The 18,952-nt window shown below is 71.2% G+C and carries 20 protein-coding genes; 10 read left to right on the top strand and 10 right to left on the bottom strand.

Annotated features, from left to right (window positions below; genetic code table 11):
- Positions 1–5 precede the first annotated feature (5 nt).
- The 6 genes from BLR46_RS02125 to BLR46_RS02150 all read right to left on the bottom strand — a co-directional run bounded on the left by BLR46_RS02125 (position 6) and on the right by BLR46_RS02150 (position 6,834).
- On the bottom strand, positions 6–1,472 hold the full coding sequence (locus tag BLR46_RS02125) for a CYTH and CHAD domain-containing protein (protein ID WP_093248523.1): 1,467 nt from the start codon (positions 1,470–1,472) through the stop codon (positions 6–8).
- Positions 1,473–1,512: 40 nt separating this feature from the next.
- Positions 1,513–3,522, bottom strand: coding sequence for an NHL repeat-containing protein (locus BLR46_RS02130; protein ID WP_093248524.1), 2,010 nt, complete (start codon positions 3,520–3,522; stop codon positions 1,513–1,515).
- A gap of 69 nt (positions 3,523–3,591) precedes the next feature.
- A complete protein-coding gene (locus tag BLR46_RS02135; RefSeq protein ID WP_245701449.1) occupies positions 3,592–4,767 on the bottom strand; it encodes a type II toxin-antitoxin system HipA family toxin in 1,176 nt (391 codons plus the stop codon).
- Complete coding sequence (locus tag BLR46_RS02140) at positions 4,764–4,961, bottom strand: type II toxin-antitoxin system Y4mF family antitoxin (RefSeq protein WP_093248526.1); 198 nt, start codon at positions 4,959–4,961, stop codon at positions 4,764–4,766. The genes BLR46_RS02135 and BLR46_RS02140 overlap by 4 nt, the downstream gene beginning before the upstream one ends.
- Positions 4,962–5,120: 159 nt before the next feature.
- Entirely contained in the window at positions 5,121–5,960 is an 840-nt protein-coding gene (locus BLR46_RS02145; RefSeq protein WP_093248527.1) for a hypothetical protein, read from the bottom strand.
- Between the two features lie 4 nt (positions 5,961–5,964).
- Positions 5,965–6,834, bottom strand: coding sequence for a class I SAM-dependent methyltransferase (locus tag BLR46_RS02150; RefSeq protein ID WP_093248528.1), 870 nt, complete (start codon positions 6,832–6,834; stop codon positions 5,965–5,967).
- A gap of 109 nt (positions 6,835–6,943) precedes the next feature.
- Between BLR46_RS02150 and BLR46_RS02155 the strand changes: the two genes are divergently transcribed.
- Genes BLR46_RS02155 through BLR46_RS02165 form a run of 3 tightly spaced genes read left to right on the top strand, consistent with a single transcriptional unit; the run spans position 6,944 to position 9,413 of the window.
- Positions 6,944–7,378: a DUF6176 family protein gene (locus tag BLR46_RS02155; RefSeq protein WP_218118289.1), complete on the top strand. Its 435-nt coding sequence runs from the start codon at positions 6,944–6,946 to the stop codon at positions 7,376–7,378.
- Between the two features lies 1 nt (position 7,379).
- Positions 7,380–8,342, top strand: a complete 963-nt coding sequence (locus tag BLR46_RS02160; protein WP_093248529.1) for an FMN-binding negative transcriptional regulator — start codon at positions 7,380–7,382, stop codon at positions 8,340–8,342.
- Positions 8,343–8,381: 39 nt separating this feature from the next.
- Positions 8,382–9,413: a nitronate monooxygenase gene (locus tag BLR46_RS02165; protein ID WP_093248531.1), complete on the top strand. Its 1,032-nt coding sequence runs from the start codon at positions 8,382–8,384 to the stop codon at positions 9,411–9,413.
- A 24-nt stretch (positions 9,414–9,437) separates the two neighbouring features.
- Here the strand turns inward: BLR46_RS02165 and tal are convergent, their stop codons facing one another.
- Positions 9,438–10,544: a transaldolase gene (gene tal / locus BLR46_RS02170; protein WP_093248532.1), complete on the bottom strand. Its 1,107-nt coding sequence runs from the start codon at positions 10,542–10,544 to the stop codon at positions 9,438–9,440.
- Between the two features lie 109 nt (positions 10,545–10,653).
- Between tal and BLR46_RS02175 the strand changes: the two genes are divergently transcribed.
- Complete coding sequence (locus BLR46_RS02175) at positions 10,654–11,058, top strand: VOC family protein (RefSeq protein ID WP_093248534.1); 405 nt, start codon at positions 10,654–10,656, stop codon at positions 11,056–11,058.
- Here the strand turns inward: BLR46_RS02175 and BLR46_RS02180 are convergent.
- The gene (locus BLR46_RS02180) at positions 11,055–11,792 is read right to left on the bottom strand and encodes an alpha/beta fold hydrolase (protein WP_093248536.1); all 738 of its coding nucleotides are present in this window, start codon (positions 11,790–11,792) and stop codon (positions 11,055–11,057) included. The genes BLR46_RS02175 and BLR46_RS02180 overlap by 4 nt on opposite strands.
- 84 nt (positions 11,793–11,876) lie before the next feature.
- Here BLR46_RS02180 and BLR46_RS02185 point away from each other — a divergent pair, with 84 nt between their 5' ends.
- On the top strand, positions 11,877–12,563 hold the full coding sequence (locus BLR46_RS02185) for a helix-turn-helix transcriptional regulator (RefSeq protein ID WP_093249529.1): 687 nt from the start codon (positions 11,877–11,879) through the stop codon (positions 12,561–12,563).
- Positions 12,564–12,599: 36 nt separating this feature from the next.
- Here BLR46_RS02185 and BLR46_RS02190 read toward each other — a convergent pair whose 3' ends face one another.
- Entirely contained in the window at positions 12,600–13,196 is a 597-nt protein-coding gene (locus BLR46_RS02190; RefSeq protein ID WP_093248538.1) for a DUF4126 domain-containing protein, read from the bottom strand.
- Between the two features lie 205 nt (positions 13,197–13,401).
- Between BLR46_RS02190 and BLR46_RS02195 the strand changes: the two genes are divergently transcribed.
- From BLR46_RS02195 to BLR46_RS02210, 4 genes are all read left to right on the top strand, one after another.
- Complete coding sequence (locus tag BLR46_RS02195; protein WP_093248540.1) at positions 13,402–14,472, top strand: M23 family metallopeptidase; 1,071 nt, start codon at positions 13,402–13,404, stop codon at positions 14,470–14,472.
- A gap of 60 nt (positions 14,473–14,532) precedes the next feature.
- The gene (locus BLR46_RS02200; protein WP_093248557.1) at positions 14,533–15,069 is read left to right on the top strand and encodes a nucleosidase; all 537 of its coding nucleotides are present in this window, start codon (positions 14,533–14,535) and stop codon (positions 15,067–15,069) included.
- Positions 15,066–15,683, top strand: a complete 618-nt coding sequence (locus BLR46_RS02205; RefSeq protein ID WP_093248560.1) for a pentapeptide repeat-containing protein — start codon at positions 15,066–15,068, stop codon at positions 15,681–15,683. The genes BLR46_RS02200 and BLR46_RS02205 overlap by 4 nt, the downstream gene beginning before the upstream one ends.
- 118 nt (positions 15,684–15,801) lie before the next feature.
- Positions 15,802–16,179: a DUF3224 domain-containing protein gene (locus BLR46_RS02210; protein WP_093248562.1), complete on the top strand. Its 378-nt coding sequence runs from the start codon at positions 15,802–15,804 to the stop codon at positions 16,177–16,179.
- On the opposite strand, the gene BLR46_RS02215 is transcribed toward BLR46_RS02210, so the two are convergent.
- A complete protein-coding gene (locus BLR46_RS02215; protein WP_143008179.1) occupies positions 16,180–17,241 on the bottom strand; it encodes a GNAT family N-acetyltransferase in 1,062 nt (353 codons plus the stop codon).
- A gap of 157 nt (positions 17,242–17,398) precedes the next feature.
- On the opposite strand from BLR46_RS02215, the gene BLR46_RS02220 reads away from it, so the two are divergent.
- Complete coding sequence (locus BLR46_RS02220) at positions 17,399–18,946, top strand: AbgT family transporter (RefSeq protein WP_093248563.1); 1,548 nt, start codon at positions 17,399–17,401, stop codon at positions 18,944–18,946.
- The last annotated feature ends 6 nt before the right edge of the window (positions 18,947–18,952 follow it).

An 18,952-nucleotide genomic window follows, 5' to 3' on the forward strand; every position in this document is an offset into this window, starting at 1 on the left:
GGCGACTACGGCCAGGGATGCTCCAGTGCGCGCTTCGTCGCCGCCTCCCCTTGCGTCCTCGACCGGTCCGCGCTCATCGCCTCGACCCCGACGAGGATGCCGTAGGTGAACGTCGGTTCCCCCGCGTCCTGCGCCGCCCGCGCGAGCTCCCGCAGCCGGGCCCGGGCGACGAGCGAGTCCTGCAGCAGGCCGAGCGTCTCGGTGACCTCCTCCCACCGCTCGGCGGCCTCGACGGCCGCGTCGCCGAAGGCGGGCTCGAGCGCCTCGCAGCCGTAGCGGGCGGCCTTCGACTTCTTGCGCGTCTCGTGGAGCAGGCGCAGTTGCTCGCCCTCGGCGTCCCTCGAGGCGGACCACTGCTCCTCCGTCCGCGCGATCGCCCGCCGCGCCCGTCGCGGCAACTCCTTCTTCGCCTTGCGTGACGCCCTGCCCCGCAGGGGCGGGTCCGCGAGGAGGGAGACGAGCGCGTCGCGCAGGGCCGCGTAACGCTCCGAGTCGAGCACCTCCACGAGCGCCCCATGGGAGTCACGGTGCTGCGCGTCGAGTTCGCTGCCCACGCGGTCGCGGGCGGGTCCGACGATGTCGCCCTCGGCCAGCTTGTCGATGTGGCCCTGCAGGCGTTCCTTCAGCACCTCGGCGTCCCTCGGCTCGCCGAGCACGGTGCCCAGCCACTTCACCTCGTCGCGCAGCGGGTCCGTCACGTCGCGATGGAACAGGCGCCGGAAGGTGCGCAGGGTGCTGCGCAGCCGACGCGTGGCCACCCTGGCCTTGTGGACGGCGTCCTCGTCGTCGCTGCGCACCGCGTCCTCGCGACCGATCATCTCGGCGACCTGCTCCGCCGCGTAGGCGAGCACGACCTCCCAGGCCGTCTTCCCCGACCGGCCGTCGAGCGCGCGGGACAGCTTCGACGGCGCCTTCGACTTCTTGATGCCCGCGTCCTTGAAGGCCCCGACGATGCGCTCGAGCAGCTCGGGGTCCTCACCTCGCAGCTCCACCTCGACCTCCCGCCAGACGTTCCCGTCCGGTTTGACGGTGACGGTGTCGTCGCTGAGCGTGGCCCGCACCTTGCCGGTGGGGTCGACGAGCTTGGTGTCGCGGCGATGGGTCTCCAGCGTGGCGACGGGGAGCAGCACCCCGTCGGCCCCCTCCGGCAGCTCGTGCCCGACCGCGCGGCGGAGCTCCGCCAGGAGGGTCGACGGGACCGAGTACGTCCCCGGACCGTCGACGATGGGCCCCGAGATCTCGAGCCGGTCGCCGTCGTCGCGCGGCAGTTTCAGGTGCCAGCCCTCCTCGACCCCGCCCTCGCGGCGCCGCAGCGTGATGCCGTGGCGGGCGAGGAGGCCGTCGCGGGTGTCGAAGTACACCGCCCGGAGTCGGTGCTCCCTGGTCTCGCCGCGCCCGAGGATGCCTTCCAGCGACGGCACCTCGTCGGACTTCCCGACCTCGAACTTCCGCTCAATCTCGACGTTCTTCATGCCCCATTCTCACCCGCGGGTGACGCTATGGGGCCGATTCCTACTTCGGCAGCGGGAACCAGGCGAGGTCCGTGCCGTGCATGCCCCAGGTGCCGCGCGCGTCGCCCACGAAGCTCGGCTCGGCGCGGTTGTAGAAGCCGCCCGGGATCGAGTCGTAGTGGGTGACGACGGTGCCGCCGCCCGCCGTCGACAACTCCTGGATGCGGCCGTGCGTGCCGTTCCAGACCCAGGTCCGCCCCAGATGGGTGTCGAGCCCGCCGACACCGCCGATGTCGCCGGTGGCGATGACCTGCTCGGAGGCGAGGTCGAACGCCAGCCAGGCGCCGCGAGGGTTGCGCCCGGTGGCGAAGAGGATCCCGTCGCGCACCGTGATGTCCTCGTAGGCGGCCCAGGCCACGGGCTCGAAGGTGCGGCGCACCGTGCGCGTCCGGAGGTCGATCTCCGCGATCGAGGCGACGCTGCGCGGGCCGGGGTTCGACGACGCCTCGGCGAAGGTGTCGCCCGCGACGTAGGCGAAGTCGCCGACGACCACCACGTTGCGGATGTTCTGGTCCGGCAGGAAGTCGCGGCGCACGTCGAACGCCCCGGTGACCGGGTTGGCGAACGTGACCGCGCCGGTGTGGACCAGGTGCTTGCCGGTCGTCGGGATGAGCACGTCGCCCCGGGCGGGGTCATAGGCGATGGCGAGCGGCCGCATCTGTTCGTTGTCGATCGTGCCGAGGACCCGCTGCTCGAGCGTGTCGGACGCGATCGCGATGACCTGCGTCGAGGGGTACATGCCCACCACGACGGTGCCGTCGACGGTCTCCACCATCGACTTCGGCTCGCCGTTGATCTCGATGAGCTTCGGCGGGACCGTCGAGCCGGTCTGCTGGCGGTTGCCGCGACCGTTGTTGCGGTCCTTCGGCCGGTGGACCGTGATGGCGAAGTGCCCCGCCGCCCAGACCGACCCGTCGGAGTGCGCGAGCATCGACTGCACCACCTCCGGGTAACCGAAGCCCGTGAGCGCGGTGGAGGTGACGAGCGCCTCGCCGCCGATCGGGGAACTCCAGACGTGGCCGGCGCCGGTCACGCCCACGACGGTGTCGTCGGTGACCGGGAAGAAGCCGGCGTTCTCGACGTCCTGCCAGGGGCGGCCGAGATGCTCGAGCCCGTCGGGGGTGACCTCCCAGTAGTTGCTGGTGAGACGCGCGAGCGCGAGCACGCGCCCGTCCGGGGTGACCGCGAGCTTGTCGACGTAGCGGTCCTCCTCGGCGATGGGCCGGGAGACGCGCTCGGAGCCGTCGGGCTTCATCGAGATGATGAAGCGGCCACAGGAGACGTACACGGTGCCGCCGGACACGGCCAGGTCGAGCGTGCCCACCGGCGACGGCTCGAGCAGCGGCGTCAGGTCGGAGACGAGGGCGCCGCCGTGGTCGTAGACCTTCAGCGCGCCGGGTGCCGCTGTCGAGGCGTAGACGTACTCGTCGTCGACTGCGATGCCGGTGGTGTACATCGAGGTGCCGACGCGCCCGAAGTCGGTGCGCTCCCCCGTCGCGCGGTGCACGCGGTAGAGGCGGCACGTCGGGTAGGTGCCGATCCAGAGGTGGTCGCCGTGGACCCGCATGGAGTAGGTCCAGGTGTTGGCGGCACCCACCTCGACGAAGGGCTCCACCGCGGCGGTGGCGGGATCGAAGCGCCAGACGTGGGCGCTGCCGGCCGGGCCGATGTAGACGTAGCGGTCGTCAGCCACCATCTGGTTGTTGCCGGAGCGGGCGCCGAGGTCGAGGTCGTGGACGGCCACCTCGGCACCGGTGAACGGGTCGAAGACGCCGAGCCGCACGACGCCCGGGCCCACCGGGTGGCGAGAGGCGATGTAGACGAGGCCGTCGAGGTACGCCGCGCCGCGCACCGCGGCGGTCCGGGCGGCCGGGCCGTACAGCAGCGGCTCGCGGGCGCCCTCGTACGGGGCGGCGGTGGCCAGGGTGGCGAGGCCTTGCTGGGTGAGGAGCGCAGTGCCGGCGACCGCGCCGGAGCCGGCGAGGAACGTGCGTCGGTTGAGTTGGACCATCGTCAGTGACCTTCCAGTGGGGAGTGGCGTCAGTGCCTCCCAGCACCCTAGAAAAGGTTTGCTGTCCTGTCAATGGTCCAGATCGGCCCTCCGGCGCCGCAGCTGCCGGACCAGCGTGCGGGTGTTCCCACGCGGCAGCGGAAAGGCGCCGGCCTCGATGTCGTCCACCAACGGCGCGGTCGCACGCAGCGCCTCGTCGATCGCGCCGTTCGCAGCACGCTCGGGCAGCCCCACCTCCTCCGCGAGGCGCAGGAACGTGCGGCGGGTGAGGTTCTCGCGGCTCCCCGCCACGGTGAGCGCGGCCCTGGTGTCGCCGTAGGGAAGCGTAGACGGGAGGTCGTACATCGGCGCCACACGCCACTCCCCGGAGGGCGCCCGCAGCACCGACACGTTCTTGGCGTGGAGATCGCCGTTGCCGGTCAGCCACGCGAACACGAGCTGCTGGAACACGGCGCGCCTCGCCACGGCGGCCGCCGCGCACACCCCGGCCACTACGCGGATGACCTCGGCGGCGGAGAGCCGGTACTTGTCGGCGGGATAGAGCCCCGCCAGCTGGCAGGCGTCCTCTACCGCGACGCGCGCCACCCCGTCGCCGGAACGCACGCGGTCGAAGCGCTCGACCACCAGGCCCGGCACCCCGTCGCGGTCGAGGATCAGCTCGGAGTTCGCCACCGGCTGCCTCAACCTGCGCGCCAGCCGCAGGAAGTAGTGCTCGTTCGCCGTGACGTGCGGGTACTCCGGGGGGTCGAGCTTGACGATCGCCTCCACCCCGCGCAGCCGGACGGGGAGCGAGATCATCGCGCCGGACGCCTTGTCCTGCACGCCGGCTATGCCGGTGGGCTCGACGAGCCCCGTGGCGGCGCGGAGTTCGGTGAAGCTGAAGTCGGGAGTGTCGATCAGCGGCGCCACCGGCTGGGGCGATTCGCCCTCCGGCAGCACCACCACGTCGCCCACCGTGTCCGCGCCGACGGCCAGCAGGAGGGAGAGCTCGTCGTCCGCGCTGGTCTTCACACGATGGCGTAGCGCCGTGAGCCGCCGGCCCTCGGGGAGCAGCCCGCTGAAGAACGGCGGGAGGGCGCCGGCGAGGGTGGTGACCGGCTCCCGGGTCACCGGCAGCGTGGTGGCGACGGGGCGGCCCGAGTACCCAGGGAGGTAGGCGAAGCGGATCCCCGACCCCTCCCTGCTGAGCGTCGCCGCGGGGACGCCGTCCTTGTAGACGACGGCGCGGTCCACGTCCAAGGTCACGATCCGCCCCTCACCTCGGCGCGCAGCTCGAGCCCGAGCGCCTCGAGCACCGCCTGCACCCGATCGAGCTGGACGGACTGCTTGCCCGCCTCGAGCGCGCGGACGAACCGCTCCGAGACGCCGGCGAGATCCGCGAGCTGGGGCTGTGTCAGTCCGAGTTCACGGCGACGCCTCCGCACATCGTGGGCGAGCATTCGGCCTCCTCAAGCGGCACGCTCGTGCCGTTCCCGCCATTCTGCGTCTGCTCCACCGTCCGCGTCAAGGGATAACGGCATGTTCGTGCCGGAATCGTCGGGAATCCTGCCGAACGGCAGCTCTGTGGCACCGAACCGGCACGTTCGTTCCGCCTGGTGTCAGAGGACGCTGGTGTCGCAGGTCACGTCCGCCGTCACCAGAGCGTGGTCCGAGCCCGCCGCCACCGCAGCGTCGTAGTCGTAGGTCACGTGCGCGACGTCGAACTCGCGGCTCACCCAGATGGCGTCGAAGCGGCGCGCCGCCCGATCACGGTGCAGCCGGACCGGCTCGTAGTGCGACACCGCCAGCGGGCCGACGGGCTGGGCGACCGCCGTCGCCTGGAGCAGCCCCGGGTTCTGGTGGAGCCACCGACGATAGGCGTCCGAGAGCTGGTGCTCGGGACGCCCCCCGAACATCACGTCGTCGCCGCGCGCGCCGTGGAGCCGCCGGTCACCGGTGTGGCAGTAGGTCCGCACGAGATCGGGGTCCGGGTGGTCCACCTTCGGGGCGTGCGCGTCGGCCCCGAGGATGAGCGGGCCCTGCACCGCGTTCACCCACTCGAGCAGCGCCAGCGCGTGCTCCACCCGTCCGTAGCCGAAGCCGCTGCCGTGGGGCGCGCAGTACGAGGCGACGGTGAAGCTGCCCGCTCCGGCCTCGACCGTGGCGTACACCATCCGCAGCGGCGACGCGGGTCCCGGGAGGTGGCCCACCTCTTCCGGTCGGCTGCCCCGCCCGGCGATCGCCGCGAGGGGCTGGCGGCCCACCGTCGGCTCCCCCGGCCAGATGCCGGTGGGGGTCACCACCCAGTCGAGCCCCGCCGCCTCGACGAGCACGTCGAGCGAGGCGGGGTTGGCCTCCTGGACCAGCAGCAACTCAACGCCGCGGTCGCGCACGAGCGCGCCCTGCTCCCTGGTGGCGGCCCGCCCCCGGTGGTTGAGGTTCCAGCTGCCGACCCGCATGGCGTCACTCCCGCGGCTTCCTGGCCACGACGGTGAACGTCACCGGCACGCGCTCGCGGTCCGCGCCCGGCCACTCGTACTCCCCGCCGCCGACGTCGACCATCCGCTTCGAGAACTGCCACGGCAGCGTGCGTCCCTCGTCGAAGCGCTCCAGCACGAGCCCCTCGGCAAGGAGTACGCCGATCACCTCCGAGACGGGATGCGGCCACTCGTAGGTGCGGCTGTGCGCGACGACGCCCTCGCCGGCGTAGGTGGACGCGTCGTCCCACTGCTGGGCGCGACCGTTGCCGAAGTAGCGGTAGCGCAGGACGAGCTCGTCGGCGTCCTCGTCGAGCGCGAGGAGGACGGGGTGCCCGTCGCGGATGTAGAAGACGCCGCCGGGCCGGAGCAGGGCGGCGATCTGGGCGGCCCAGCGCTGGAGGTCCTCGAGCCAGCAGATGGCGCCGATGCTGGTGTAGACGACGTCGAACTCGCCCTCCACCGCGGCTCGGGCGTCGAGGGCGTCGCTCTCCACCCAGCGGACGTCGGCGCCGACCTCCTCGGCGAGCCGGCGCGCCACGTCGAGCGCCGCCGGCGAGAAGTCGAGCCCGGTCACGCGGCCGCCCGCGCGGGCGAGGGAGATCGTGTCGGTGCCGATGTGGCACTGCAGGTGGAGCACGTCGAGGCCCTCGAGGGGGCGCCCTTCGTCGAGCGCGTCGGTGTCCAGGTGCTGCTCCAGCACCGGCAGGTCGGCCGCGACCACGTCGGACAGGTGCTCGGGGTCGCGGAACGCCTCGACGCCGTAGGAGTGCTCGTGCAGCACCGCGCGGTCGTCCCAGTTGAGGCGATTCGTGTCCCGGGCCTCCCCCCAGGTGATGGTGACGTCGTCGTCCATAACGGAAGGGTAACTCCCGGCGAGGGCGCTGCAGCGGGCAGCCCGCAGGTTCGTATCACAACCTCAACCCCGGGAGGAGGCTGGCCGGAGCCGCCCATAGACTCACGGCATGACCGAGATACCCTTCCGGCCCACCGCCGGGAACCCCCATCCCATGCCGGCATCGGTGCCGGAGGGGCTGCGGCTCGAGCTCGGTCGGGCGAAAATCGTGCCCGGCATGGAGCGCGAGGCCGAGGCCTGGATGCGGATGCTGAACGAGCGAATCGACGAGGGAGTCGCCACGCTCGCCAAGGAGCGCGCGCCGCTGCAGGCGGCCTTCTTCAACCGCGAGGCCGACGGCTCGCTGTGGATCTACTACCTCTCGCTGGTGCCCGAGGACGGTCCGGCCTTCGACCCCGAAGCCTCCGACATAGACCGCGCGCACGCCGAGTACGGCGGCCGGGTCAAGATGCCCGGCTGGGAGGAGCTGCAGCCGAAGCTGCTGCTCGTGCCGGACCACATCCGCGACGCCATGGTCCGCTGGAGCCGCGGGGGCGGCGCCTGACGTGCTGACCAACCCCTACTACGCGTCCGACGACGTGGCGGAGCTCCGCGCCCTGGTCGACGCCAACCCGTGGGCCACGCTGGTGACCGACACCGCCGACGGGCTGCGCGCCAGCCACTACCCGGTGCTCCTCGAGGGCGACGAGGGCGTGACGCTCGTGACCCACGTCGGCAAGCAGGACCGCCGAACGCTCGAACTCGGGCAGCACCCGATGCTCGTCGTCATCCAAGGGGCCCACGGCTACATCTCCTCCGACTGGTACCCCGAGGGCGAGTTCGTGCCGACGTGGAACCACACCACCGCGCACCTCACCTGCTCCGTCGAACTGCTCTCCGCGGAGGAGAACTTCACCGTCCTGCAGCAACTCGTCCGCAAGTTCGAGGGCCACCGCCCCGAGCCCAGGCTCCTGGAGCACCAGGGCGAGGCCGCCCACCGCGCCGCCCGCGGCACCCTGGGGCTCAGGCTGCGGGTGGAGTCGTTCGAGATGCTGCGCAAGCTCAGCCAGAACAAGCCACCCGAGGTGGTGCGGCGCCTCGTCGACGAGCTCCGCCGCCACCCGCGCGACTACAACGCGATGCTCGCCGACGACATGGAGCGCGCCAACGCCGCCCGCGACCTGCGCGCCACCCACCTCCAACTGGCCGTGACCGCCGGCCTCCGCGCCGCCCAGCGCACCGGTTACCGGCCCACCGCGTTCATGCGGACGCTCGCCCGGGAAGGTGTCGTGCCCGCGGTCCGCGAGCACCTCGCCGACGGCACCACCGTCGCCGGGCTGGCGGCGCTGCAGGAGGGCGGGCAGCTCGTCGACTCCATAGAGGCGCAGGTGGTGCTGCCCTGGTTCGCGCCGCTCTTCTCCGACGACGAGGTCGCCGTCGCCCGTGCCCGCCTCGAGGCGCTCGGCTTCGACGCGACGGCCCACGTGGGAGGGACCGAAAGTCCCGATTGGGCAGCGGCCCTCACCTGATTCCTCGACAATTGCCGTAGGCGGACGAAGGAGGACGACGTGTTCTCGCTGCAATCACTGGAGATTCCCATCATCGCCGCGCCGATGGCGGGCGGCGTCAGCACCCCGGAACTGGTCGGAGCCGTGGGCGCGGCCGGCGGGTTCGGCTTCGTGGCCGGCGGCTACCGGACCGCGGCCCAGCTGAGCGACGACATCGACCTCGCCCAGTCGGCCGAGGTCCACTTCGGCGTCAACGTCTTCCTGCCCGACGAGTCGCCCTTCCGCCCCGACGTGGAGGCCGCGCTCGCCGTGTTCCGCCAGGAGCTGGCGCCCATCGCGGAGGAACTCGGCGTCGAGGTGGGCCAACCCGTCCACGACCGCGACGACTGGGCCGCGAAGGTGGAACTGCTGATCTCCAAGCCGGTCCCGGCGGTCTCCTGCACGTTCGGCACGCCGAGCGAGGAGGTCGTGAGGCGGCTGCGGGCCGAGGGCACCGCCGTCATGGTGACGGTCACCGACGCGCACGAGGCCAAGCTCGCCGCCGCCACCGGCGTCGACGCGCTCATCGTGCAGGGCCCGGAGGCCGGCGGCCACCGCGGCACCTTCCTCACCTCCGACCTTCCCGGCACGACGCCGCTGCTCGACCTGCTCGCCGAGGTGCGGCGCGTCGTCGACCTTCCGCTCATCGCTGCGGGCGGCCTCACCAACGGCCGGGCGATCCGGGCGGCGCTCGATGCGGGCGCCACCGCGGTACAGCTGGGCACCGCCTTCCTGCTCTCCGACGAGGCCGGCACCGGCCCCGCCTACCGCAGGGCGCTGCGCGAGCGCTCCTACGCCGACGCCATCCCGACGAGGGCCTTCACCGGCCGCTTCGCGCGCAGCCTCGAGAACGAGTTCGTGCGCCGCTTCCACAAGATCGCGCCCGCGGCCTACCCGTCGGTGCACACGATGACGCTGCCCATCCGACGTGCGGCCGCTGTCGCGGGGCGCGCCGAATACCTCGCCATGTGGGCGGGCACGGGTTGGCACGAGGCGCGCGAAGCCCCGGCCGCCCAGATCGCCCGCGACCTCTGGGAGGACGCGAACCGCTAGGACGAGCCGGGGCTCCTTGGACCGTCAGGCGCGGGCGGCCTGCAGGGCGTTCTCGACGGACTGCTGCAGCTCGCGCCAGGAGGCGACGAACTTCTCGACGCCCTCGCGCTCGAGCAGCTCGGTCACGTCGTTGAAGTCGACGCCGACGGCGGCGAGGTCGTCCATCACCTTGTGGGCGTCGACGTAGTTGCCGGACACCTTGTCGCCGGCGATCTCGCCGTGGTCGAGGGTGGCGTTCAGCGTCTTCTCCGGCATGGTGTTGACGGTGCCGGGGGCGACGAGCTCGGTCACGTAGAGCGTGTCGGGCAGCGACGGGTCCTTCACGCCGGTGGACGCCCACAGCGGGCGCTGCACGTTGGCGCCGGCGTCGAGGAGCGCCTTGGCGCGGTCGGAGGCGAACTGCTCCTCGTAGAGCTCGTAGGCGAGTCGGGCGTTGGCGATGCCGGCCTTCGACTTGAGGGCGAGGGCCTCGTCGGAACCGATCGCGGCGAGGCGCTTGTCCACCTCGGTGTCCACGCGGGAGACGAAGAACGACGCGACGGAGTGGATCTTCGACAGGTCGCGGCCGGCGGCCTTCGCTTGCTCGAGGCCGGTGAGGTACGCGTCGATGACCTCGGCGTAGCGCTCGAGGGAGAAGATCAGCGTCACGTTGACGGAGATGCCCTCCGCGATGACCGCGGTGATGGCGGGCAGGCCGGCCTTCGTCGCGGGGATCTTGATGTGCACGTTGGGGCGGTCCACCTTGGCCGAGAGCTGCTTGGCCTGCGCGATCGTCGCCTCGGTGTCGTGGGCGAGGTCGGGCGACACCTCGATGGACACGCGGCCGTCGACGCCCTTGGTGGCGTCGAAGACGGGCCGGAACACGTCGGCGGCGTCACGGACGTCGTCGGTGGTGAGCTCGGTGATGGCGTCGTCGGTGGAGACGCCGTCGGCGGCGAGCTGGTTCACCTGGTCGTCGTAGCCGTGGCCCGAGAGCGCGGCGGCGAAGATGGTCGGGTTGGTGGTGACGCCCGAGATGTTGTGCGACTCGATGAGGCCGGCCAGGTTGCCGGTGGTGATGCGGGGGCGGGACAGGTCGTCGAGCCAGATGCTGACGCCCGCCTCGGTGAGCTTCTGCGTGGGGGTGCTCATGATTGTGGTTCTCCTTGCCATGAGGTCTGTCACCATCGAGCCTATGTTGCCGTCGGGTTTCTGGGCAGAGTTGCCATCAAGTGCCTCGTTGCGTGCGTAGCGTGACCGTATGGCACTCAGGTGGTACACGGTGGTGGTCGACTCGCTCGACGCTCAGGCACAGGCCCGCTGGTGGGCCGAGGTGCTCGACTGGCAGCTGATCCACGACACCCCCGAGGAGTGCGTGGTGATCCCGAAACACGTCGACGAGCACCCGCCGCCCGACCTCGAGAGCTGGCTGCGGGCGGGGCAGGGCCTGGTGTTCGTGGCCGTGCCCGAGAAGAAGACCGTGAAGAACCGGCTGCACATCGACCTGGCCCCGCACACCTCGCAGGACCGCGACGCGGAGATCCAGCGCCTGCTCGACATGGGCGCCACCACGGCCGACGTGGGCCAGGGCGACGACGTCAGCTGGACCGTGCTGCGCGACCCCGAGGGCAACGAGTTCTGCGTGCTCTCGAGCCGCGACCTCTAGGCGGTTGCCGCGGCCGCGGCGATGACGTCGGCGAGGTCGCCGGGTCGGCTCCACATGGGCCAGTGACCCGTCGGGAGGTCGACCAGGTCGACGCTACGGAGGTTCGAGACCTCGGCGAACATGGGGTGGCCGGCGCTTGCGAGCTCCACGATCTGCGCGCTCGGCATCGAACAGCACACCAGCGTGGTGGGGACCGCCAGGCGTGCGTCGCTTGCGAGCTCCACCCGCCCCCGCAGCACTCCCGCGGGCTGTGGAACCGCCCTCGCGCGGAAGCGCTCGAGCGCCTCGCCGCTCAGGCCGTCGAGGCTGGCCTGCTGGCCGAGCGCCTCGAAGGGCGGGAGGGGAAGCTCCTGCACCGCGTAGGGCAGATCCGGCGCGAAGACGGTGCCGGGCGCGACGGGTCCGCTGTCCACCCACACCACGCGGCGCACGAGTTCGGGGTGGCGATCGAGCACGACGCTGACCGGCGCGTTCGCGCCGCTGTGCGCCACGATGAGCGCAGGTTCGCCGGGCGATGCGCCGATCCGGGCCAGGGTCTGTTCGATGGCTTCCACCTGGTCATCAAGGGTTCGGGATGCCCGCGCGGGGTCCTCTGGGTCGAGGCCGGGCAGCGTCATCGGGACGGCGGACCAGCCGGCCGCGGCCAGTGATTCCACCACTTCGTCCCAGGCCCACGCACCCAGCCAGTGGCCCGCGATCAGGAGGATGGTCGGTTTGGTCGTCTTCTCGCTCATACCCCGATGCTCGCAGTCGCCTCGGACAACGGCATGTCACGATTTGTGGCATCATTTTTGCGTGGCTGCGCAGTGGGCGAAGTGATGAAGAGGTCCGAACGGCTCCACGCCCTCTCCGAAATGCTGCGGCGCAGCGGGCGGCGTGGATGCACGGCGGAGCGGCTGTCGGCGGAGTTCGGCGTGTCAGTCCGCACCATCAAGCGCGACATCACCGCACTCGAGAACAGCGGCGCGCCGATCTGGTCGCGCACGGGGCCCGGGGGTGGCTACGGGTTGGTCGCCGGAGGGACGCTCCCCCCGGTCAGCGTGACGCCGGTGCAGGCGGTGGCGCTCCTCGCGGCGGTGTCCGCCGCTCCTGACGCTCCCTATGCCGATCTCGCACTGGCCGGCGTCCGGAAGATCGTGGACGTGCTGGACCCCGCCACCCGGGCCAGGGCGGACGAACTGGCGGCACGCATCTGGGTCGAGGCGCCGAAGGTCCCGCGGACGATCAGGTCGGCGCTGGAGGAGGGGATGACCGAGCAACGGGTGCTGCGCCTCCGGTACACGTCGCTCGACGGCGTCACCACCACCCGCGACGTCGAGCCCGTGATGTTCGCCTCCAGGAACGGCCACTGGTACCTGATCGGCTGGTGCCGGCTCCGCGACGCCATGCGGTGGTTCCTCGTGTCTCGGATCGAGCAGGCGCGCGTCACCGGTGCGGGCTGCAGCGGCCACGACATCAGCGAGATCGGCGTCCCCCCGGCGACTGCGAGACCGGTCAACGGCTAGGGCGGTCGCGCATCCGATCGCCCACCGGACCGGGCGCTAAGCGGGGGCGGCCTCGTCGCGAGTGAGTTTCGCGCGCAACCACCGCCAGCCGCGCCGGATCCTCGACAGCAGCGCCCAAGCGATCCACAGCATGACCCCGAGCAGGATCGCGGCGACGATGGCGGCCGCGACGGGGAACGTCGCCGCCAGCGCCGCCACCGACACGACGCCGATGTCCCCCGCCACGGAGGCGCCGACGTTGCTCACCGGCTCCGGCGACGTGTTGACCGCCAGCCGGATGCCCGCCTTGGTGAGATGCGACACCAGCGCCGTCACGCCGCCCACGGCGGCGAGGGAGATCGTCAGCAGGTCGCCTTCCGCTCCCGCGATCAGCGCGCCGATGACGGCACCGACGATCGGGCGGATGGCGGTCGACGGCACGTCCCAGAGGGAGTCGACGACCGGGACCTTGTCGGCGACGAACTCCACCAGGGCCAGCACCCCCATGACGATGAGCACGTCGGTGCGCTGGAGGCCCTCCGGCACCCCGCCCACGTCGACGAAGCGGCCGAGCAGACCGAGCACCAGCACCGTCGCGTAGGCGTTGATGCCGGACGCCCAGCCGGAGGCGAACGTCATGCCGAGCAGATCCATGCCCCGATTATCGGGCGCACCAGGTCCGCGGGCGGGCCCGGGATCGCTTCCTGAGAGAAGTCCTCATCAAAGCGTCTCGCGCGCACGGGAAGTACGGCGTAGTGAACCTGTGATTGACCTGTGAATCCGCTCGAGGATTTGGATTCTTCCTGAGAATCTCTCAGAGTGGTGGACGGTCAAAGAAACAGAAGAAGGGAACTACTTCATGAACAAGACCGCAATCACGCCACGTCGCGCGATCGGCCACACGCCGTCACCCTCCGCCGGCTGGTGGCGACGCTCTGCCGTGGCCGGACTGGCCTCAGTCGCGATGGGGCTGAGCGGCATGGCCGTCACCAGCGCCTCCGCCGACGAGACCGTCGAGCCGACGGTGAGCGCCGAGGCCCAGGGCTCCTACGAGACCGGCGCCACGACCCGTGACGAGCAGAGCGCCGACGCCGCCGACTACGGCCAGGCGACGGCCGACGAGGCCAACGCCTCCGTCGAGGCCGAGGCGTTCACCGAAGAGTCGCAGGAGGAGGCACCCGCCGAGGAGCCCGCTGCCGAGGAGCCTGCCGTCGAGGAGTCGGCCCCGGTGGAGGATGGGGCTCCCGTCGAGGAGACCGCCCCCGTCGAGGAGACCGCCCCCGTCGAGGACACGGCGACCGAGGAGACCGCGGCAACCGAGCGGCCCGTCGACCAGGCGCCGGCCCCCGCGCCGAAGCGCGCGGCGTACGGCACCGAGCTGTCGGAGGTCACCTCCGCGGAGACGCCGCGCCGCGCCACCGCCACCGAGCACCGCGGGATCGGCGACCAGGTCCGCACGCACGTGCAGGACCGCACCGTCGCCTCGAGCGGCGCGAGCAACACCGTCGTCGACGGCGCCTCCCTGCCGCTCAGCGCCGGTAGCTACCGCCTGAGCGCCGTGTTCGGCGCCACCGGCCTGTGGTCGAAGTACCACACCGGGCTGGACTTCGCTGCGGCCGGCGGGACGGACGTCTACTCCGTCGTCGACGGCACGGTCGTGGCGGGCTCCGCCGGCGGCTGGGCCGGGCAGCACGTCATCGTCCGCGCCGACGACGGCTCCCACACGCTGTACGCGCACCTCAGCGCCAAGACCGTCCAAGTGGGCGAACGCGTGGAGGCCGGCCAGCACATCGGCGACGTCGGCAGCACCGGTCGCGCGTTCGGCGACCACCTGCACTTCGAGTACTACCCCGCCGGCGCCACGCCGGGCGACGTGTACTCTGCGGGCGACCCGCTCGACTACCTGCGGGGTCTCGGCCTCCAGCCCTGACCCTGTCGCCGGGGGCCCGGACGGTTCGCCGTCCGGGCCCCCGTTGCTACCGTTCCACCCATGAGTGATCTGATCGTCGTCGCCGCCCACCAGGAGGCCGCCCACCTCCCCGAGGACGTGCGCCTCGTGCTCACCGGGGTCGGCATGGTGCAGGCGGCCGTCGCGACGACCCGCGCCATCTGCGAGCACCGCCCGACACGCGTGGTGAACCTCGGCACCGCCGGCACGCTCGACCCCTCGCTGCGCGGCATCCAGCGCCCCTCTGCCGTCATCAACCGCGACCTCAACGCCGACGCCCTCCGCGCCGCCGGGCTGACCCCCGACGAGCGCATCGAACTCGGCGGCGACGGCCCCGTCCTCGGGACCGGCGACTCCTTCGTGGTCGGCGGCCCGGAGCGCGACGGGCTCGCAGCCCGCTGCCAGCTCGTCGACATGGAAGGGTTCGCGATCGCCCACGCCTGCCGGATGCTCGGCGTCGAGCTGGTCATGGTCAAGCACGTCTCCGACGGGGCCGACGAGGGCGCGCTGGAGTGGCGCGACATCGTGGACGCCTCGGCCCGTGCCCTCGCCGTCGCCTACGCCGAGCTCCGCACATGACGCCGGACCTGGTCGACGGCGACCTCACCGACCTGCTCGAGCGCGACGACCACGAACTCACCCGCTTCGCCGAGCTGGACCTCGCCGGCCGCCGCCTCGCGGGCGTGACCTTCCTGGAGTGCCGGCTCGAGCGACTCCGGCTGGGCGACGCCAACCTCAAGGGTGCGCGCTTCGTCGCCACCACGCTCGCAGAGGTCTCCGCCCCCACGCTGTCCGCAGCCCGCGCCACACTCCGGGAGGTGACGATCGCCTCGTCGCGGCTGGGCGCGGCGGAGCTCTACGAGTCGACGTGGCAGTCGGTGGTGGTGGAGGACTGCAAGGTCGAGTGGTTGAACCTCCGCTCCTCGACGCTCCGCGACGTGGTGTTCCGCCGCTGTCAGGTGGCGGACCTCGACCTTGGCGCCGCCCGCGCCACTGGCGTGAGGTTCGAGGACTGCGCGATCGGCACGCTCACCATCGACGACGCGCGCCTCTCCGAGGTAGACCTCCGCGACGCCCGCATCGACACCGTCAGCAGCCTCGACGCGCTCCGCGGCAGCACCATGACCCGCGCACAGGCCGACGGGCTCGTGCCCGCCTTCGCGGAGCGGTTCGGCTTCACCATCGAGGACTGACCGCAGATTTACAGAAAACTCATTTGCTGGGCGATCTCGCCGCTCCCGCCCAGCGTCGAGATCGCCCAGCAAATGAGTTTTCTGTAATTCGGCCCCGCTCCCGGGTTAGCGTTTCGTCATGAGTGAGTACCGCGCCACCTTCGAGGTCGAGTTGCTCCCCACCGAGACGGTGGTGGAGGGGACCGATCGCATGAACCTCACCAAGACGTGGTCCGGGGACCTCGAGGGCACCAGCCACGGCACCCTCGTCTCCGCGGGCGACCCGGCGCACGGGACCGCCGGCTACGTCGCGATCGAGCGCTTCACCGGCACCATCGCCGGCCGGCGCGGCACCGTCGTCTTCCAGCAGTTCGCCACGATGGACGGTGGCGACGCGGCCCTCTACTACGAGGCCACGCCCGGCTCCGGCACCGACGAGCTCACCGGCTTCCGCGGCTCCCTGGAGCTCACGGTAGAGGACGGCGTCCACTCGATCGTGCTGCGCACGGGCGACTGATCATCCCTTGCGCTGGAACCAGCCCGAGGCTGCGAACGGCTCGTAGCCCAGGCGGCGGTTGATCGCGAGCATCCACTGGTTCTCCGAAGCGTTGCCGGTGATCAGGCGGCGCACCTCCGGCCAGCGGCTCCGCAGCGCGGCGTGGTTGTGGGTCTTGACGAACCACCCGAGGCCAAGGCCGCGGTGCTCGCGCAGGACGATGGTGTCCCACTGGTCCGCCACCTCGTCCCCGGCCGCGAACCGCACGATCGAGGACTTGGCGACGAGCCGCCCCGACGGCACGTGCAGCGCCGCGGTGGTCAGCCGTTCGATGCCCACGCGCGTGCGCGCCGCGTCGAGGAGTCGGAGCCGCTCCTCGTCCATCGATTCTTCCTCCAGATCCGCGCCGCCGGTGGGGACGTCGGCCCCCATCGCCCTGCCGAGCACGGCCAGGTCGTCGGCCCATTCCGGCGGGAAGCCCATCCACTGCACGATCCGGTAGTCGGGCGACGTCGCCTCCCGGGCCGCTCGGGCCTGCGCCTCAAGTTCCGGTTGCTCCGGCAGAACGAGCCGCGACATGGTGTCCACCTGCATCAGCTTGAAGCCGTGCCGGGTCGCGAACGCCACGGAGTCCCGGTCGGCGTCCAGTTCCCCGTCGCCGTGGGTGCCGCGGAGCCGACGCGGTCCCGCCGGCTGGAGTGGTTCCCACGTCCAGCCCTGGAAGGTGGTCCGCTCGTCGCCGCGGCAGAACTGGATCGCCGCGTCCAGGAGGGCGGACCCGACGCCGCGCCGCCGGTACGCCGGGTCGACGATGACGCTGAGGTAGGCGATGTGGCGGTTGTCGCGTTGCGGCAACTCGATCGCGCACACCCCCAGCCGGCGGTCACCGTCGACCGCGACGAGGTGCAGCACCCGGGAGTACATCGGTGCCTGCGCCTCGGCCCACCGCGCGACGGGGAGGCTCGCCATGTCGTCGTCCCCGTAGAGGCCCTCGACCACCCCGCGCCAGAGCGCCGCGTCGAGCTCGTAGACCCAGAAGTCCGGGTGCTCGAGCGGGATTCCTTCGTAGCGGAGGATCTGCATGGGAAGAAGCCTAAGCAGGCTCGTCGCTGTGTCTCGACAATCGGTCGAGAAAGAGCTCGGTTGGACACGGCGCGTCGCCTCGACATTTAATGACTGGGTCCATGCAGCCCTTCCGAGGGAGTGCTGTGCCCCCGTCCGGCGAGGAGAGCCGACACCCATGAGCCAAGCGACCGAGACCCTGCCGCGCCAGCGCAAGGGCCTGCTGAACAGGTTCCTCGACGTGATCGAGTGGGGTGGCAACAAGCTGCCCGACCCGATCATCATCTTCGCGGTGCTGTGTGGTCTGATCCTGGTGGCGTCCGCCATCTCGGCGCTCGCCGGGGTGCAGGCGACGCACCCGGCCACCGGCGAGGTCGTCGAGGCGGTCAACCTCCTCGACCGCGAGGGGCTCGGCCGGATCTTCTCCGAGGCGGCGCGCAACTTCGGCACCTTCCCCGCGCTGGGCATGGTGCTCGTCGTGATGCTCGGCATCGGCGTGGCCGAGCGCACCGGCTGGTTCGAGGTCATGCTGCAGAACGCGGTCGTCAAGGCCCCGCGCATCCTGATCATCCCGGCGATCGCCTTCATAGGCCTCCTCGGCAACGTCGCCGGCGACGCGGCGCCGATCGTCCTGCCGCCGCTCGCCGCCATGATCTTCATCAAGATGGGCTGGCATCCGATCGCCGGCATCGCGCTCGCGTACGCGTCCGCACTCGGCGGGTTCGCCGCCAACTTCATCCTCGGCATGTCCGACGCGCTCGTCCAGGTGTTCACGCAGCCCGCCGCCGAGCTCATCGACCCGACCATCCAGACCAACGTCGCGATGAACTGGTACTTCATCGCCGCCTCGGTCCTGTTCCTGCTGCCGATCATCTGGGTGGTCACCAGCAAGATCACGGTCCCCCGGTTGGGCGCCTACGAGATGGCCGAGCCAGTCGCGGAGATGGCCCCCGGCATCACCCCGCAGCAGCGCCGCGCACTGCGCTGGGCCAACATCGCCGTCCTGCTGGTGATCGTCGCGCTCGTCGTCGGGTCGCTGCCGCAGAACAGCTTCCTGCGCAACGCCGAGACGGGCAGCCTCGTCAACGACTCCCCGCTCATGAACGGCGTGGGCCTGGTCCTGGCGATCTTCTTCCTGATCCCGGGCCTCGTCTACGGCATCCTCGCCGGCACCATTCGCAACGGCGGCGACGTCACCCGCATGATGGTGGACTCCATGGCGTCCATGGCGAACTTCATCGTCATCGTGTTCTTCGCCGCCCAGATGCTCGCCTACTTCGGCTGGTCCAACCTCGGCACCATCATCGCCATCAAGGGCGCGCAGCTGCTCGAGGGCCAGAGCGGCGTGACGATCATCATCGGCATCATCGTCCTGTCGTCGATCGTCAACCTGTTCATCGGCTCCGCGTCGGCCAAGTGGGCGATCCTCGCGCCGATCTTCGTGCCCATGATGATGCTGCTCGGCTACCACCCGGCGTTCACGCAGATGATGTACCGAATCGGCGACGCGATCACGAACCCGATCACGCCGATGCTGCCGTACTTCGCGCTCGTCCTCAGCTACGCCCAGCGCTACGACAAGAAACTCGGCATGGGCACGCTGATCTCGACCCTGCTGCCGTACTCGATCGCCATGGGCATCGGGTGGACCCTGTTCATGGTCGTCTGGTACCTGCTCGGGTGGCCGCTCGGCATCGACGGGCCCCTCATGCTCCCCGGCAACTAAGCTGAA

The organism is Tessaracoccus oleiagri, assembly GCF_900103275.1.
Lineage (GTDB): Bacteria > Actinomycetota > Actinomycetes > Propionibacteriales > Propionibacteriaceae > Arachnia > Arachnia oleiagri.